Raw genomic sequence first — 16,415 nt, 5'->3', positions numbered from 1 at the left:
CACGCACACCGCCAGCGTTCTCGTCGCTCGACGACCGCTCCGCCCCCATGGTCGCCTTCGCTCCTCGGCCTTGGCGGCGCACGCACCTCGCGACCCTCAGGAGGGCACTGATGGGACTGGAAGAGAAGCTCCCCAGCGGAGTGCTGCTGACGACCGTCGAGGGTGTCGCCGGCTACATGCGCAAGGCCAGCCTGTGGCCGGCCACGTTCGGCCTGGCGTGCTGCGCCATCGAGATGATGACGTCCGGCGGCCCGAAGTACGACCTGGCCCGCTTCGGCATGGAGGTCTTCCGGGCCTCGCCTCGCCAGGCCGACCTGATGATCGTCGCGGGGCGGGTGAGCCAGAAGATGGCGCCGGTCCTGCGCCAGATCTACGACCAGATGCCCGAGCCCAAGTGGGTGCTGGCGATGGGTGTGTGCGCCAGCTCTGGCGGGATGTTCAACAACTACGCGATCGTCCAGGGCGTGGACCACGTCGTGCCGGTCGACATGTACCTCCCCGGCTGCCCGCCGCGGCCCGAGATGCTGATCGACGCGATCCTCAAGCTGCACGACCAGATCCAGCACGGCAAGCTCGGCGCCAACGCCGCCGCCCTGGTCGAGGAGCGCGAGAACAACGCCCTGCGCCAGCTCCCGCTGATCGACCAGACGGGACTGCTGCGATGAGCGAGCCCACCGACGGCACCACCGGCGAGACCACCGGCCAGACCACCGGCCAGACCACCGCTGCCCAGCTGCCCGAGGCGACCACCGAGTCGACGACCGGGTTCCCGGGCTCGGGCCAGATCGGCGCCCGCGTCGGCATGTTCGGCGTGGGCGGCAGCGGTGACACCAGCGGGTACGGCGGCCTGGTCCGCCGCGTCACGCTGCCGCCGCTAGCGACCCGCCCCTACGGCGAGTGGTACGACCAGGTCGCCGACGCCGTCTCCGACTCGCTGGGGGAGGAGCCGCGGGTCGTGCTCCACGCCGGCGAGCTGACCCTCGTCGTCCGCCGCGAGCAGCTGCCCGTCCTGATGCGACAGCTGCGCGACGACGACCGGCTCCGCTTCGAGCTGTGCAGCGGCGTCAGCGGCGTGCACTACCCCGACCAGGCCGGGGCCGAGCTGCACGCGGTCTATCACCTGCTCTCGATGACCTTCAACCGCCGCATCCGGATCGAGACCAGCGCCCCGGACAGCGACCCGCACATCCCGAGTCTCGTGGCGGTCTACCCGACGCTCGACTGGCACGAGCGCGAGACGTACGACATGTTCGGGCTGATCTTCGACGGCCACCCGTCCCTCACCCGGATCCTCATGCCCGACGACTGGGTCGGCCACCCGCAGCGCAAGGACTACCCGCTCGGCGGCATCCCGGTCGACTACCACGGCGCGACCATCGCCCCGCCGGACCAGAGGAGGACGTACGCATGATGGCCTCGACAGGGTCGACCTCCGGGCAGACCGACGCCGACTTCGACGCGGGGACGGTCTTCACCGCCACCGGCCAGGACTGGGACGAGCTGACCGACCTGCTCAAGGAGGCCCCCGAGGAGCGGGTGGTCGTCAACATGGGCCCCCAGCACCCGTCCACCCACGGCGTGCTGCGGCTGATCCTCGAGCTCGAGGGTGAGACCGTGACCGAGGCCCGCTGCGGCATCGGCTACCTCCACACCGGCATCGAGAAGAACCTCGAGTACCGCTCGTGGGTGCAGGGCAGCACGTTCGTCACCCGGATGGACTACCTCGCGCCGCTCTTCAACGAGACCGCGTACGCGATGGGCGTCGAGCGCCTGCTCGCCATCGAGGACCAGGTCCCGGAGAAGGCCCAGGTCATGCGGGTGCTCCTGATGGAGCTCAACCGCATCTCCAGCCACCTGGTCGCGATCGCGACCGGCGGCATGGAGATCGGCGCGCTGACCGTCATGACGATCGGGTTCCGCGAGCGCGAGCTCGTCCTCGACCTCTTCGAGCTGATCACCGGCCTGCGGATGAACCACGCGTTCATCCGCCCCGGCGGCGTCGCGCAGGACCTGCCGCCGGGCGCGCTCGACGAGATCCGCGACTTCGTCGCGCTGATGCGCAAGCGGCTGCCGGAGTACGCCGCGCTCTGCAACGCCAACCCGATCTTCCGCGGGCGGCTGGAGGGCGTCGGCCACCTCGACCTCGAGGGCTGCCTCGCGCTCGGCATCACCGGCCCGATCCTGCGCTCGGCCGGCTACGCCTGGGATCAGCGCAAGACCCAGCCCTACAGCGGGTACGAGGACTACGACTTCGACGTGATCACCTGGGACACGGCCGACTCCTACGGCCGCTTCCGGGTGCGCCTGGCCGAGATGGACGAGTCGCTGCGGATCGTCGAGCAGGCCGCCGACCGGCTCTCCCGCCTGGAGGGCGCGCCGGTGATGGTCGCCGACAAGAAGATCGCCTGGCCCTCGCAGCTGGCGATCGGCACCGACGGGATGGGCAACAGCCTCGACCACATCCGGCACATCATGGGCGAGTCGATGGAGGCCCTCATCCACCACTTCAAGTTGGTCACCGAGGGCTTCCGGGTGCCGGCCGGGCAGGCGTACGTCGCGATCGAGTCCCCGCGCGGTGAGCTCGGCGCGCACGTGGTCAGCGACGGCGGCACCCGCCCCTACCGCGTGCACTTCCGCGACCCGTCCTTCACCAACCTGCAGGCCACGAGCGTGATGTCCGAGGGCGGCATGGTCGCCGACGTGATCGTGGCGATCGCCTCGATCGACCCGGTGATGGGAGGCGTGGACCGATGAATCTCGATACGCCGGTCGCGCGCTCCTCCGTCGCTCGCGCGGCTACTCGATCTCCTCGCGCGATCCACCCCTTCGCAAGCTCAGGAGTGGCGCGATGAATCTCGATACGCCGGTCGCGCGCTCCTCCGTCGCTCGCGCGGCTACTCGATCTCCTCGCGAGATCCACCCCTTCGGGAGCTCAGGAGTGGCGCGATGAATCTCGATACGCCGGTCGCGCGCTCCTCCGTCGCTCGCGCGGCTACTCGATCTCCTCGCGAGATCCACCCCTTCGCAAGCTCAGGAGTGGCGCGATGATCGACGACAAGACGTACGCCGAGCTGCGCGAGATCGCCGCTCGCTACCCGCAGGCCCGCTCCGGGCTGCTGCCGATGCTGCATCTCGTGCAGTCGGTCGAGGGGTCGGTGACGCCCGCCGGGATCGACGCGTGTGCGGAGGTGCTGGGGCTGACCCCGGCCGAGGTGAGCGCCGTCGCGACGTTCTACACGATGTACAAGCGCCACCGCGTCGGTGACTTCCACGTCGGCGTCTGCACCAACACGCTGTGCGCGGTGATGGGCGGCGATGCGATCCACCAGCGGCTCACCGAGCATCTCGGGGTGGGCCCGGACGAGGTGGCGCCGAAGCGGCAGGGCGACCAGTACACCGTCAGCGTCGAGCGGGTCGAGTGCAACGCGGCCTGTGACTACGCGCCGGTGGTGATGGTCAACTGGGAGTTCCTGGACAACCAGACTCCCGACGGCCTGGTCCGTACGGTCGAGGCGCTCCGCGCCGGCCACCCGGTCGCCTCCAGCCGCGGCCCGAAGATCTGCACCTGGCGGCAGGCCGAGCGGGTGCTCGCCGGCTTCGAGGACGGCCTCGCCGACGAGGGTCCGGCCGCCGGCTCGGCCTCGCTGATCGGCCTCGCGGCCGCCCAACGGCAGGGCTGGACGCCTCCCCACGGGCTGACCCGTGAGGAACTCGCGCACGAGATCGAGGACGAGATGCACGAGGAGGACGCGTGAGCGCCGACCTGCAGCCGGTGTTGACCGCGAATTGGGGTGCCGAGCAGGCCTGGACGCTGAGCTCCTACACCTCCGTCGGCGGCTATGAGGGGCTCCAGAAGGCACTCGCGATGGCGCCCGACGAGGTGGTCGAGCTGGTCAAGGGCAGCGGCCTGCGCGGCCGTGGCGGCGCAGGCTTCCCGACCGGCATGAAGTGGGGCTTCCTGCCGCCGCTTGACGAGGGTCCCGCCGCCGGCAAGCCGCGCTACCTCGTGGTCAACGCCGACGAGTCCGAGCCCGGCACCTGCAAGGACATCCCGCTGATGATGGCCTCACCGCACACCCTCGTGGAGGGCGTGATCATCAGCTCGTACGCGATCAAGGCCAACCGTGCCTTCATCTACGTCCGCGGCGAGGTGCTGCACGTGATCCGCCGCCTGCAGGCCGCGGTCCGCGAGGCGTACGCCGCCGGGCATCTCGGCAAGGACATCCACGGCAGCGGGTACGACCTCGACCTGGTCGTCCACGCCGGCGCCGGGGCGTACATCTGCGGCGAGGAGACGGCGCTGCTCGACTCCCTCGAGGGCCGCCGCGGTCAGCCCCGGCTGCGCCCGCCGTTCCCCGCCGTCGCCGGCCTCTACGCGAGCCCGACCGTGATCAACAACGCCGAGTCGATCGCCTCGGTGCCCGCGATCGTGCGGCACGGCGCGGACTGGTTCGCGGGGATGGGCACGGAGAAGTCCAACGGCGTCGGCATCTTCTCGCTGTCGGGCCACGTCACCCGGCCCGGGCAGTACGAGGCCGAGCTCGGCATCACGCTGCGCGAGCTGCTCGAGCTCGCCGGCGGTGTCCGCGGCGGCCACCAGCTGAAGTTCTGGACCCCCGGGGGCTCCTCGACGCCGCTGTTCACCGCCGAGCACCTCGACGTGCCGCTCGACTTCGAGTCGGTCGCCGCGGCCGGATCGATGCTCGGCACCCGGGCGCTGCAGATCTTCGACGAGACCGTCTGCGTGGTGCGCGCCGTGCTGCGCTGGACGGAGTTCTACAAGCACGAGTCGTGCGGCAAGTGCACGCCGTGCCGCGAGGGGACGTACTGGCTCGCGCAGGTCCTCGCGAAGCTCGAGAGGGGCGAGGGCTCGGAGTCCGATCTGGACCTGCTGCTGGACCAGTGCGACAACATCCTGGGCCGCTCCTTCTGCGCGCTCGGCGATGGGGCGACCTCGCCGATCACCTCCTCGATCAAGTACTTCCGCCAGGAGTACCTCGACCACCTCACCCACGGCGGCTGCCCGTTCGACCCGGCGGCGTCCACCCTCTTCGCGCAGGAGGCGCGCGCATGACGGTCTCGACAGGCTCGACCTCCGAGGGCGCGAAGACGGTGACCCTGACCATCGACGGCACCGTCGTCACCGTGCCCGAGGGCACCCTGGTGATCCGCGCCGCGGAGCAGATCGGCACCCAGATCCCGCGGTTCTGCGACCACCCGCTGTTGGCGCCGGTCGGTGCCTGTCGCCAGTGCCTGGTCGACATCCCGGACGCCGGCAACGGCCGCGGCTTCCCCAAGCCGCAGGCCTCCTGCACGATCCCGGTCGCCGAGGGGATGATCGTCGAGACCGGCAACGCCACCGCGACCAAGGCGCAGACCGGCATCATGGAGTTCCTGCTGGTCAACCACCCGCTCGACTGCCCGGTCTGCGACAAGGGCGGCGAGTGCCCCCTGCAGAACCAGGCGATGAGCAACGGCCAGGGCGAGACCCGCTTCACCGGCGTGAAGCGAACGTTCGAGAAGCCGATCAACCTCTCGGCCAACATCCTCCTCGACCGCGAGCGCTGCATCGTCTGCCAGCGCTGCACCCGCTTCGCCGCCGAGATCCCCGGCGACCCCGGCATCGCGCTGATCGAGCGCGGTGCGCGCCAGCAGATCGGCATCGCCGAGGGCCGCGACTTCTCCTCGTACTTCTCGGGCAACGTCATCCAGATCTGCCCCGTCGGCGCCCTCACCTCGGCCTCCTACCGGTTCCGCTCGCGGCCGTTCGACCTGGTCTCCACGCCGGGCGTCGCCGAGCACGACGCCTGCGGCGCCGCGATCCGGGTCGACCACCGCCGCGGCAAGGTGATGCGCCGCCTGGCCGGCAACGACCCCGAGGTCAACCAGGAGTGGATCAGCGACAAGGACCGCTTCGCGTTCCGCTACGCCCAGGGCGTGGACCGGCTGCGCTACCCGCAGGTCCGCGAGACCGACCCCGAGACCGGCGTCAGCTCGCTGCGGCCGGCGTCGTGGATCGAGGCGTTCGAGCTGGCCGCGCGCGGCCTCGCCGCCGCGTCGGGCGTGGGCGTGCTGCCCGGTGGCCGGGGCACGCTCGAGGACGCGCAGGCGTACGCCCGCCTCGCCCGCGAGACGCTCGCCGCCCACGGCGCGGGCGGCGCCGACGTCGACTTCCGCGCCCGCCCGCTCTCCGCGGAGGAGACCCGGTTCCTGACCGCGCACGTGCGCGGTGCGGCACCGATCACCTACGCCGACCTCGACGCGGCCCCCGAGGTGGTGCTGATCGGTCTCGAGCCCGAGGACGAGGCCGGCACGATCTTCCTGCGCCTGCGGGTCTCGACCCTTCGACAGGCTCAGGACGGCGCAGGATCGACCTCCGGAACGGGCCGCAAGCGGATCCGTACGGTCGCCCCGTTGCTCTCCGCCGGATCCGCGAAGCTCGGCGCCGAGCTGGTCCGCTGCGTGCCCGGCGGCGAGGCCGAGGCGATCGACGGGCTTGGCGGAGGTGTCGTGCCCGGTGCGATCCTGCTGGTGGGGGAGCGGCTCGCCACCTCGACCGGTGCCCTCGACGCCGTCGCCGCGCTCGCCTCGGCCAGCGGTGCCCGGATCGCCTGGGTGCCCCGTCGCGCCGGTGACCGTGGGGCCGTCGAGGCCGGGGCGTTCCCGCTCGACCACCACCAGCGCGACGCCGACCAGATCATCGAGGCGACCCTCGCCGGCGACATCACGGCCCTGCTCGTCGGTGGCGTCGACCCTGACGACACCGCCGACCCGGCCGCCTTCGTCGAGGCCCTCGACGCCGCCGGCTTCGTGGTCAGCCTCGAGCTGCGCGAGTCGGAGGTGACCAAGCGGGCCGACGTCGTCCTCCCGGTCGCAGCCGTTGCCGAGAAGGCCGGCACCTTCCTCACCTGGGAGGGCCGCCACCGTCCCTTCGGCAAGGCCTTCGACCTCCCGGCCACCTACTCCGACGCCGAGATCCTCACCCACATCGCCAAGCGCATCGCGTCGGGCACCAGCTCCGCAGCGGACCGAAGCGCCCTCCCCGCTGCCGTCACGGATGTCACCCGAACGGTGCCCGAAGCGGACGCTGCGGGCGCCTCGGCCACAGAGGGCGAAGCGCAGAGCATGCGCCCGCCTGTCCGCGAGGGTGCCGGGCGGGGGACGGCCGAGGCGGCACCCCACCCGAACGCGACGTTCCGCCTGGCGACCTGGAAGCTGATGATCGACAACGGCAGCCTCCAGACCGGCGACAAGTCCTACGCCGCGACCGCCCGACCCGCCGTGGCCCTTCTCAGCCGCGACACCCTGCTGCGCTACGGCACCACCGTGACGATCAGCGGCGACCGCGGGTCGATCACCGTTCCCGCTCAGGCGGCCGACATCGCCGACGACGTGGTCTGGCTGCCGGCCAACAGCATCGGCCGCGGCGTCCTCGCCGACCTGGCCTCGCCCGGCTCGATGGTGGAGGTGAGCCACGCATGACCGGAACGCTCAGCGACTTCGGCAACGACACCTGGTGGGTCGTCCTGATCAAGGTCGTGCTCGTCTTCGCGGTCTGCGTCGTGCTGACCCTGTTCAACATCTGGTGGGAGCGCCGCGTCGTCGCGCGGATGCAGCACCGGATCGGCCCCAACGTGCACGGACCGTTCGGCCTGCTGCAGTCCCTGGCCGACGGCGTGAAGCTGGCGCTCAAGGAGGATCTGACCCCCACCAAGGCGGACAAGGTCGTCTTCGTGACGGCCCCGGTCCTGGCGGTGGTGCCGGCCTTCGTGACGTTCTCGGTGATCCCGTTCGGACCGGTCGTGAGCTTCTTCGGCCAGCGCACCCCGCTGCAGCTGACCGACCTGCCGGTCGCGGTCCTGTTCGTGATGGCGATCGCCAGCATCGGGATCTACGGCATCGTGCTGGGCGGCTGGGCCTCCGGCTCCACGTACTCGCTGCTCGGCGGTCTGCGCTCCAGCGCGCAGATGATCTCGTACGAGGTCGCGATGGGCCTGGCCCTGGTCGCCGTCTTCGTCTACTCCGGCAGCCTGTCGACCAGTGCCATCGTCGCAGCGCAGGGCGACCTCTGGTTCGGCCTGGTGCTGATGCCGAGCTTCCTGATCTACGCGATCTCGATGGTCGGCGAGACCAACCGCGCGCCGTTCGACCTGCCGGAGGCCGAGGGCGAGCTGGTGGGCGGGTTCCACACCGAGTACAGCTCGCTGAAGTTCGCGCTGTTCTTCCTCGCCGAGTACGTCAACATGGCGACCGTCTCGGCGATCGCGACGACCCTCTTCCTCGGCGGCTGGCACGTGCCGTTCTGGATCGACCACGTCTGGGCCGGTGCCAACACCGGCTACTGGCCGCTGCTGTGGTTCTTCGGCAAGCTCTTCGTCTTCATCTGGATCTTCATCTGGCTGCGCGGCTCACTGCCGCGGCTGCGCTACGACCAGTTCATGTCGCTCGGCTGGAAGCGGCTGATCCCGATCGCGCTGGTCTGGATCTGCGTGGTCGCCACCGTCCGGGTCGTCGCGCTGGAGAACGGATTCGACCCGCGCTGGATCGCGGTGCCGTCGGTGCTCTTCACGGTCGCGATGCTCGGGGTGCTGCTCAGCGGCCCGAAGGCGCCGGTCCTGCCCGTGTTCGAGGAGCAGGGCGCGTTCCCGACCCCGCAGATGCCGGCCGGAGGCGCGGTCCGCGGCGCGGCGGCCCCGCTCACGTTCCCCACGGTCGTCGAGCCTGTCGAGACGTCTCGACAGCCTCGGCGTCCTCACATCGAGGAGGCGTCATGACGATCCGAGAGAAGCTGTGGGATCCGGTCGCCGGGTTCGCGGTCACGTTCACCACGCAGTTCAAGAAGCCGGTGACGGAGCAGTACCCCTTCGAGAAGGCCCCCACTGCTCCCCGCTTTCACGGCCGGCACCAGCTCAACCGTCATCCCGACGGCCTGGAGAAGTGCATCGGCTGCGAGCTCTGCGCCTGGGCGTGCCCGGCGGACGCGATCTACGTCGAGGGCGCGGAGAACGACGACAGCCCGGGAGGCGAGGGGCGGTTCTCTCCCGGTGAGCGCTACGGCCGCGTCTACCAGATCAACTACCTGCGCTGCATCCTGTGCGGCCTGTGCATCGAGGCCTGCCCGACCCGCGCCCTGACCATGACCAACGAGTACGAGCTGGCGGACACCTCCCGCGAGAGCCTGATCTATGAGAAGGCCGATCTGCTGGCTCCGCTCACCGAGGGCATGGAGCACCCGCCGCACCCGATGCGCCTCGGCGACGACGAGCAGTCCTACTACGCGCCCGAGTCGATCATCGGAGGGCCGCGGTGACCGCCACGTACGTCATCACCGCTCCGCTGATGATCCTGGCGGCGCTCGGCATCCTGATCGTCCGCAAGGCCGTCCACGCTGCCCTCCTGCTGGCCGTGGTGATGATCAACCTGGCCTTCGTGTACGCCAGCCTGGACGCGCCGTTCCTGTTCGCGGTGCAGATCATCGTGTACACCGGCGCGGTCCTGATGCTCTTCCTCTTCGTGCTGATGCTCGTCGGCGTCGACGTCAGCGACGACGTCGCCGAGAGCATCAAGGGGCACAAGTTCGCCTCGCTGCTCTTCGGCCTGGTGCTGGGCATCGTGCTGATCGCGATGATCGGCCAGCTCTCGCTCGGCACGATGCGAGGATTCGACGCGGCCGGCGGTGCTGGAGTCGGGGCGGGCGGCAACCTCGAGGCGCTCGCCGACCTCCTGTTCAGCCGCTACGTCGTCGCCTTCGAGGCGACCAGCGCCCTGCTGATCACCGCCGCGGTCGGGGCGATGGTCCTGGCCCACCGCGAGCGGCTGGAGCCGAGGGCCTCCCAGGCCGAGCTGGCCCGGCGTCGGGTGCGCTCGTACGGCGAGACCGGGCTCCACCTCGGGCCGCTGCCCGCGCCCGGCACCCTCGCCCGGCACAACGCGGTCGGCACCCCGGCACTGCTGCCCGACGGCAGCCACGCCGAGCAGAGCATCCCGGCCGGTCTGCACGGCACTCCCAGGAACGGCTCAGGGCTGGAGGCCAACGAATGACGTCCGTGACCCCGTACCTCGTCGTGAGTGCGGTCCTCTTCTCGATCGGCGCCACCGGGGTGCTGATCCGGCGCAACGCGATCGTGGTCTTCATGTGCATCGAGCTGATGCTCAATGCGGCCAACCTGTCGCTGGTCGCCTTCAGCCACCAGTACGGCAACCTCGACGGGCAGGTGACCGCGTTCTTCGTGATGGTGGTCGCCGCGGCCGAGGTCGTGATCGGTCTGGCGATCATCATGACCATCTTCCGGACCCGCCGGTCGGCGTCCATCGACGACGCGAGCCTCCTCAAGTGGTGAGCACGCTGGTCACCCTCGTCATCGCGCTGCCGCTGGCGGGCGCCGCGATCCTGCTCATCGGCGGCCGTCGCACCGACTCCTGGGGTCCCTACCTCGCGACCCTGCTGCCGATCGTCTCGTTCGTCTGCTCGGTGGTGCTCTTCGCGCACGCCCTCGGCCGGCCCGACGACGACCGCTCGCAGAGCGTGCACCTGTGGACGTGGTTCTCCACCGGCGGGATCAACGTCGGCGCCGACCTCCTCTACGACCAGCTCAGCAGCCTCTTCCTGCTGCTCATCACCGGTGTCGGGTCGCTGATCCACATCTACTCGCTGGGCTACATGGCGCACGACCCGCGCAAGCGCCGGTTCTTCGGCTACCTCAACCTCTTCGTCGCCGCCATGCTCACGCTGGTGCTCGCCGCCAACTACCTGGTCCTCTTCCTCGGCTGGGAGGGCGTCGGCCTGGCCTCGTACCTCCTGATCGGCTTCTGGCAGCACAAGCCGTCGGCGGCCGCGGCCGCCAAGAAGGCGTTCGTGATGAACCGGGTCGGCGACATGGGCCTCTCGCTGGCGATCGCGCTGTGCTTCGCCACGTTCGGCTCGACGTCCTTCGACGTGGTCAACGCCGGCGTGGCCACCACCGGCGAGACGACGCTGACCTGGCTCGGCGTGCTGCTCCTGCTCGGCGCCTGCGGCAAGTCCGCCCAGGTGCCGCTCCAGGCTTGGCTGCTGGACGCGATGGAGGGCCCGACCCCGGTCTCCGCCCTCATCCACGCGGCCACCATGGTCACCGCCGGCGTGTACCTGATGGTCCGCTCGCACGCCATCCTCGACGCCGCCCCGACCGCCCGTACGGCCGTGGTCGTGGTCGCGGTGGTCACGCTGCTCTGGGGCGCGATCATCGGATGCGCCAAGGACGACATCAAGAAGGTGCTGGCCGGCTCCACGATGAGCCAGATCGGCTACATGATGCTCGCCGCGGGCCTCGGCCCGGCGGGCTACGCCTTCGCGATCTTCCACCTGCTCACCCACGGCTTCTTCAAGGCGAACATGTTCCTGGGGGCCGGCTCGGTGATGCACGCGATGGACGACGACGTCGACATGCGGCACTACGGCGCGCTGCGCCGAGCCATGCCGGTCACCTTCCTGACCTTCGCGATGGGCTACCTCGCGATCATCGGCTTCCCCGGCTTCTCCGGCTTCTGGTCGAAGGACAAGATCATCGAGACCGCCTGGCATGACCACTGGTGGATCGGTGCGCTGGCCATGCTCGGCGCCGGCATCACCGCGTTCTACATGACCCGGCTGATGCTGATGACGTTCTTCGGAGAGTCCCGCTGGCGGGACGCCCAGGGTGAGCGGGACAGCCATCCGCACGAGTCGCCGTCGATCATGACGGGCCCGCTGGTCGTGCTCGCCGCGCTGTCGGTCCTCGGCGGCGTGATGCTGATCGGCGGCTGGATCGAGGACTACCTCGCGCCCCTGGTCGGCGAGCCCGTGGAGCACGAGGGCGGCATGCCCGCATGGTTGATCTCGGTGCTCGCGGTCGTGGTCGTCGCCGTCGGCGTCGCGATCGCGTGGCTCCTGGTCGGCCGCCGGCCCGTCCCGGTGACGGCCCCGACGGATGTCGCCTGGCCCGTCACCGTCGCCCGCCACGACCTCTACGGCGACGCGATCAACGAGGGGCTGGTCATCGAGCCCGGGCGACGCCTCACCGGCGCGGTCCTGCAGATCGACAAGTACGGCGTGGACGGCCTGATGACCGGGGGACCGGTCGCCGTCGGTGCGTTCGCGAGCATCTTCCGGCAGGCACAGAACGGCTTCGTCCGCTCGTACGCCCTGTCCGTCCTCGGCGGCGGCGTCGTCGTCGTCCTCGCCCTGATGGTGGTGAACTGGCAGTGATCCTCAGCCTGTGCCTGGTCCCTCTGATCGGAGCGGCGTGCGCCGCCCTGGTCGGCCGCCGCAGCGACGCCCTCGCCCGCCAGGTCGCGTTGGTCTTCGCGCTCGCGGCCCTCGTCGTGGCGATCGTGGCGGCCCTCCGCTTCCACAGCTCCCACGTCGGGTCGTTCCAGGAGACCTGGAGCGTCGAGTGGATCTCCCGCCTCGGCGTCCACCTCGCGTTCGGCCTGGACGGGATGGCGCTGCTGCTCATCCTGCTCACCGCGGCGCTCGTCCCGATCGTGATGCTGACCGCCTGGCGCTCGCACTCGTACGGCTGGTTCGCCTGGGCGCTCGCGCTGGAGAGCTTCGCGCTGGTGGTCTTCGGTGCCACCGACGTCTTCCTCTTCTACGTCTTCTTCGAGGCGACCCTGATCCCGGCCTACTTCATGCTCGGTGGTTGGGGCGCCCTGTCGGACAAGGCGGGCAAACGGGCCAGCGCCGCCCTGAAGTTCCTGATGTACCAGCTCGGCGGCGGCCTCGTGCTCCTCGGTGGGGTCATCGGCCTCTACGCCGTGCAGTCGGGGCAGGGCGACAACCCCTCGTACCTCCTCACCGACCTGCAGCACGTCGACATCAGCACCGTCGCGGGACGTTGGATCTTCGTCGCGTTCTTCATCGGCTTCGCGGTCAAGGCCCCGCTCTTCCCGTTCCACACCTGGCTGGCCGACACCACCGAGAGCGCCACCCCGCAGACCTCCGTCCTGCTGGTCTGCGTGCTGGACAAGATCGGCACCTTCGGGATGCTCCGCTTCTGCCTGGGGCTGCTGCCCGAGGCCAGCGCCTGGGCCACCCCGGTCGTGGTCGCACTGTGCCTGATCTCGATCGTGTACGGCGCCTTCCTCGCCATCGGCCAGGACGACCTGCTGCGTCTCATCGGCCTGACCTCGCTGAGCCACTTCGGCTTCATCGCACTCGGCATCTTCGCCTTCACCCCGCACGGTGGCGGCTCGGTCGAGGGTGCCTCGGGCGCGATCCTCTACATGGTCAACCACGGCGTCGCGACGGCCGCGATGTTCCTGGTCGCCGCGGCCCTGATCGAGCGCCGCGGCACCGCCTCCATCCGGGCGATCCGGGGCGTCGAGAAGAGCGCACCGGTGCTGGCCGGCCTGCTCCTGGTCGCGGGTCTGGCGACCGCCGGGCTGCCCGGGCTCTCGCAGTTCGTCTCCGAGATCCTGGTTCTGATCGCCGCGTTCGCCTACCACTGGTGGGTCGGCGCGATCGCGGTCACCGCCGTGGTGCTCGCCGCCATCTATGTGCTGTGGCTGTATCAGCGCACCATGACCGGTCCGCCCGCCCCGGACGTCGAGCGTGTCGAGACGCCTCGAACCCTCGACGGACTCGCCGTGGACCTCACCCGTACGGAGGTCGCGATCCTCGCCCCGCTGATGATCGCGCTCGTCCTCTTCGGCTTCTACCCCGCCCCGCTGCTCGACCTCGCCAACCAGGGCGTGGCCTCGATCAGCCCGATCCTCTCGGCGGTGGCCGGATGACGACCTTCCAGTCCCCGCACCTCGAGTACGGCCTGCTCTGGCCGGTCTTCGTCGTCTTCGGCGTCGCCTGCGTCGGCATCGTGGTGGAGGCGTTCGCCCCGCGCGAGCGCCGCTACTCCCTCCAGGTCGGCCTGACCCTGATCGGCCTGGTCGTGCCGCTGATCCGGGTCATCACCATCGGCCACGGGATCAACACGGGCCGGGTCACCGCTCGTTCTGTCGCGGAGGGTGCGCTGGTCATCGACGGCCCCGGCATCTTCCTGTGGGGCGTGATCCTCGTGGTCGCGATCGCCGGAGTACTGCTCTTCGCCGAGCGTCAGCTCGACTCCGGCGTCTCCGCCTTCGCCGGCCAGGCCGCGGCCCTGCCCGGCACCGCCGCCGAGCGGACCGCCGCGCAGCAGGGCCTCGACCACACCGAGGTCTACCCGCTGCTGCTGTTCGCGGTCGGCGGCATGATGCTCTTCCCTGTCGCCGGCGACCTGCTGATGCTCTTCGTCGCGCTCGAGGTGCTCTCGTTGCCCCTGTACCTGCTCGTCGGTCTCGCCCGGCGGCGCCGGCTGCTCTCGCAGGAGGCGGCGCTCAAGTATTTCCTGCTCGGCGCGTTCTCCTCCGGCTTCTTCATCTACGGCATCTCCCTGGTCTACGGCTACGCCGGCACGATGGAGCTCTCCGGGATCGGCGACGTCGTCCAGCACGGCGGCGCCAACCACGGCCTGCTCGTCGTCGGGATCGGCCTGATGGCGATCGGCCTGCTGTTCAAGGTCGGCGCGGTGCCGTTCCACAGCTGGACCCCGGACGTCTACCAGGGCGCCCCCACGGCGGTCACCGCCTGGATGAGCGCCGCGACCAAGGTCGCCGCCTTCGGAGCGCTGCTGCGGCTCTTCGTGGTCGCCTTCGGCCACGACCGGCTCACCTGGCAGCCCGTCCTGGGTGCCGTCGCGATCGCCACCATGCTCTTCGGCTCCGCGATCGCCGTCGTGCAGACCGACGTGAAGCGGATGCTCGCCTACAGCGCCATCGCACACACCGGATTCCTGCTCACCGGTGTCGTCGGCTTCTCGGCCGGCGACGGTGACGGCACCGACGCCACCCGGGCGGTGCTCTTCTACCTGCTGGCCTACTCGGTCGCCACGATCGGCGCCTTCGCGCTGGTGACGGTCGTACGGGACAGCAACGGGGAGGCGACCGGGTTCGCCAAGTGGACCGGGCTGGGGAAGCGCTCGCCGCTGGTGGCGGCGCTGTTCACCCTCTTCCTCTTCTCCATGGCGGGCCTGCCGCTCACCGGTGGCTTCATCGGGAAGTGGGAGGTCTTCACAGTGGCCCTGCGCGCCGGCTACTGGCCGGTGGTCGTGGTGGCGATCGCGGCGAGCATCGTCTCGGTCTTCTTCTACGTCCGCTTCGTGCTGCTGCTCTTCTTCGCCGAGCCCGGTGCTCGCGCCGAGGGTGAGAGCGGCACCCCGGCCGCCGTCGTCGTACCCGCCTGGGGGAGCATCCTGGTGATCGGGCTCTGCGCGCTGGCTACCGTCCTGCTCGGCGTGGTTCCGGACCCTGTTCTCCAACTGATCGAGAATGCGGGATCATTCATCAGGTGAGCACCGCTGAACTCGCCCTGCCCGTCTCCGATGAGGCCCTGGCCGGACGCCTTCGCGCGCGACTGGCCCTGGTCGAGAAGGAGCTCGCCGGCCACGTGCAGAGCCGCTCGTCCTTCATCAGCGAGGCGGCCACGCATCTGCTCGCCGCCGGCGGCAAGCGGTTCCGGCCGCTGCTGGTGCTGCTCGCCGCCGAGTGCGGCGACCGGGCCGACTCCGGCGACGTGGTCACTGCGGCCTGCGTCGTGGAGCTCACCCACCTCGCCTCGCTCTACCACGACGACGTGATGGACGAGGCGCTCGTACGGCGGGCGGCCGACTCGGCCAACGCCCGCTTCGACAACAACATCGCCATCCTCACCGGCGACCTGCTCTTCGCCCGCTCCTCGGAGCTGACCGCCGAGCTCGGCGCCGATGCCGTCGGCATCCAGGCCCGGGCCTTCGCCCGCCTGGTCGAGGGCCAGATCCTGGAGGGCGTCGCACCCGGTGCCGGGGACGACCCGGTCGCCCACCACCTCGACGTGATCGCCGGCAAGACCGGCGCCCTGATCGCCCTCTCGGCGCAGTACGGCGCCCGCTTCGGCGGCGCCCCCCCGGAGATCGAGGCCGCGCTCACCGAGTACGGCGAGATCGTCGGGGTCGCGTTCCAGATCTCCGACGACATCCTCGACATCGCCTCAGAGTCGGACGAGTCGGGCAAGACGCCCGGCACCGACCTGCGCGAGGGCGTCCCGACGCTGCCGGTCCTCTTCGCCCGCCGCTCGACGGCGCCGGAGGACGCGCGACTGATCGAGCTGCTCGACTCCGATCTCTCGGACGACGCCGCGCTGGCCGAGTGCCTCGGCCTGCTGCGTGCCCACCCGGCGATGGCCGAGGCCCGCGCCTACGTGGTCGCAGAGGCCGAGAAGGCGAAGGCGCTGCTCGCGGCGCTGCCCGAGGGGTCGGTCCGCGAGGCGTTGGAGAGGTTCGCCGACGTGGTGGCGGTGCGCTCCGCCTGAGCCTGCTGGTTCATCAAGGTATGCAGGTCGACCGACGCTTCCCGTGCTGAACTCACCGTGGGAAGTGCGGGTTCGG

The 16,415-nt window shown here is 70.4% G+C and carries 14 protein-coding genes; all 14 read left to right on the top strand.

Going from position 1 to position 16,415, the window contains the following annotated elements:
* The first annotated feature begins 110 nt into the window (after window positions 1-110).
* The 14 genes from ACZ5L9_RS04425 to ACZ5L9_RS04360 all read left to right on the top strand — a co-directional run bounded on the left by ACZ5L9_RS04425 (window position 111) and on the right by ACZ5L9_RS04360 (window position 16,339).
* Entirely contained in the window at window positions 111-665 is a 555-nt protein-coding gene (locus tag ACZ5L9_RS04425; RefSeq protein WP_464534322.1) for a NuoB/complex I 20 kDa subunit family protein, read from the top strand.
* Complete coding sequence (locus ACZ5L9_RS04420) at window positions 662-1,411, top strand: NADH-quinone oxidoreductase subunit C (protein WP_464534321.1); 750 nt, start codon at window positions 662-664, stop codon at window positions 1,409-1,411. The genes ACZ5L9_RS04425 and ACZ5L9_RS04420 overlap by 4 nt, the downstream gene beginning before the upstream one ends.
* A complete protein-coding gene (locus ACZ5L9_RS04415) occupies window positions 1,411-2,754 on the top strand; it encodes an NADH-quinone oxidoreductase subunit D (RefSeq protein ID WP_464536799.1) in 1,344 nt (447 codons plus the stop codon). The genes ACZ5L9_RS04420 and ACZ5L9_RS04415 overlap by 1 nt, the downstream gene beginning before the upstream one ends.
* A gap of 290 nt (window positions 2,755-3,044) precedes the next feature.
* Window positions 3,045-3,755, top strand: a complete 711-nt coding sequence (gene nuoE / locus ACZ5L9_RS04410; protein ID WP_464534320.1) for an NADH-quinone oxidoreductase subunit NuoE — start codon at window positions 3,045-3,047, stop codon at window positions 3,753-3,755.
* On the top strand, window positions 3,752-5,074 hold the full coding sequence (nuoF, locus tag ACZ5L9_RS04405; protein ID WP_464534319.1) for an NADH-quinone oxidoreductase subunit NuoF: 1,323 nt from the start codon (window positions 3,752-3,754) through the stop codon (window positions 5,072-5,074). The genes nuoE and nuoF overlap by 4 nt, the downstream gene beginning before the upstream one ends.
* Window positions 5,071-7,482, top strand: coding sequence for an NADH-quinone oxidoreductase subunit G (locus tag ACZ5L9_RS04400; protein ID WP_464534318.1), 2,412 nt, complete (start codon window positions 5,071-5,073; stop codon window positions 7,480-7,482). The genes nuoF and ACZ5L9_RS04400 overlap by 4 nt, the downstream gene beginning before the upstream one ends.
* Window positions 7,479-8,774 (top strand): NADH-quinone oxidoreductase subunit NuoH, encoded by a 1,296-nt coding sequence (nuoH, locus tag ACZ5L9_RS04395; protein WP_464534317.1) that lies wholly within the window; start codon window positions 7,479-7,481, stop codon window positions 8,772-8,774. Before ACZ5L9_RS04400 ends, nuoH begins: the two co-directional genes overlap by 4 nt.
* Window positions 8,771-9,310 carry an NADH-quinone oxidoreductase subunit NuoI gene (gene nuoI / locus ACZ5L9_RS04390; RefSeq protein ID WP_464534316.1) on the top strand — a complete coding sequence of 180 codons (540 nt, stop codon included), beginning with the start codon at window positions 8,771-8,773 and terminating at the stop codon, window positions 9,308-9,310. The genes nuoH and nuoI overlap by 4 nt, the downstream gene beginning before the upstream one ends.
* Window positions 9,307-10,041, top strand: coding sequence for an NADH-quinone oxidoreductase subunit J (locus tag ACZ5L9_RS04385; RefSeq protein ID WP_464534315.1), 735 nt, complete (start codon window positions 9,307-9,309; stop codon window positions 10,039-10,041). Before nuoI ends, ACZ5L9_RS04385 begins: the two co-directional genes overlap by 4 nt.
* On the top strand, window positions 10,038-10,340 hold the full coding sequence (gene nuoK, locus ACZ5L9_RS04380) for an NADH-quinone oxidoreductase subunit NuoK (protein ID WP_464534314.1): 303 nt from the start codon (window positions 10,038-10,040) through the stop codon (window positions 10,338-10,340). The genes ACZ5L9_RS04385 and nuoK overlap by 4 nt, the downstream gene beginning before the upstream one ends.
* A complete protein-coding gene (nuoL, locus tag ACZ5L9_RS04375) occupies window positions 10,334-12,223 on the top strand; it encodes an NADH-quinone oxidoreductase subunit L (RefSeq protein ID WP_464534313.1) in 1,890 nt (629 codons plus the stop codon). The genes nuoK and nuoL overlap by 7 nt, the downstream gene beginning before the upstream one ends.
* Window positions 12,220-13,752 (top strand): complex I subunit 4 family protein, encoded by a 1,533-nt coding sequence (locus tag ACZ5L9_RS04370; protein WP_464534312.1) that lies wholly within the window; start codon window positions 12,220-12,222, stop codon window positions 13,750-13,752. Before nuoL ends, ACZ5L9_RS04370 begins: the two co-directional genes overlap by 4 nt.
* Complete coding sequence (gene nuoN, locus ACZ5L9_RS04365) at window positions 13,749-15,344, top strand: NADH-quinone oxidoreductase subunit NuoN (RefSeq protein ID WP_464534311.1); 1,596 nt, start codon at window positions 13,749-13,751, stop codon at window positions 15,342-15,344. Before ACZ5L9_RS04370 ends, nuoN begins: the two co-directional genes overlap by 4 nt.
* Complete coding sequence (locus ACZ5L9_RS04360; RefSeq protein ID WP_464534310.1) at window positions 15,341-16,339, top strand: polyprenyl synthetase family protein; 999 nt, start codon at window positions 15,341-15,343, stop codon at window positions 16,337-16,339. The genes nuoN and ACZ5L9_RS04360 overlap by 4 nt, the downstream gene beginning before the upstream one ends.
* Window positions 16,340-16,415: the final 76 nt, after the last annotated feature.

This window comes from Nocardioides sp. JCM 18998, from assembly GCF_055391535.1.
This window is presented reverse-complemented; position numbering and strand designations above follow the sequence as displayed.

What these genes read in the sequence shown, in the direction of transcription:
- ACZ5L9_RS04425 (WP_464534322.1), top strand. Translation starts at nt 111, where the DNA reads ATGGGACTGGAAGAGAAGCTCCCCAGCGGAGTGCTGCTGACGACCGTC.
- ACZ5L9_RS04420 (WP_464534321.1), top strand. Translation starts at nt 662, where the DNA reads ATGAGCGAGCCCACCGACGGCACCACCGGCGAGACCACCGGCCAGACC.
- ACZ5L9_RS04415 (WP_464536799.1), top strand. Translation starts at nt 1,411, where the DNA reads ATGGCCTCGACAGGGTCGACCTCCGGGCAGACCGACGCCGACTTCGAC.
- nuoE (WP_464534320.1), top strand. Translation starts at nt 3,045, where the DNA reads ATGATCGACGACAAGACGTACGCCGAGCTGCGCGAGATCGCCGCTCGC.
- ACZ5L9_RS04400 (WP_464534318.1), top strand. Translation starts at nt 5,071, where the DNA reads ATGACGGTCTCGACAGGCTCGACCTCCGAGGGCGCGAAGACGGTGACC.
- nuoH (WP_464534317.1), top strand. Translation starts at nt 7,479, where the DNA reads ATGACCGGAACGCTCAGCGACTTCGGCAACGACACCTGGTGGGTCGTC.
- nuoI (WP_464534316.1), top strand. Translation starts at nt 8,771, where the DNA reads ATGACGATCCGAGAGAAGCTGTGGGATCCGGTCGCCGGGTTCGCGGTC.
- nuoK (WP_464534314.1), top strand. Translation starts at nt 10,038, where the DNA reads ATGACGTCCGTGACCCCGTACCTCGTCGTGAGTGCGGTCCTCTTCTCG.
- nuoN (WP_464534311.1), top strand. Translation starts at nt 13,749, where the DNA reads ATGACGACCTTCCAGTCCCCGCACCTCGAGTACGGCCTGCTCTGGCCG.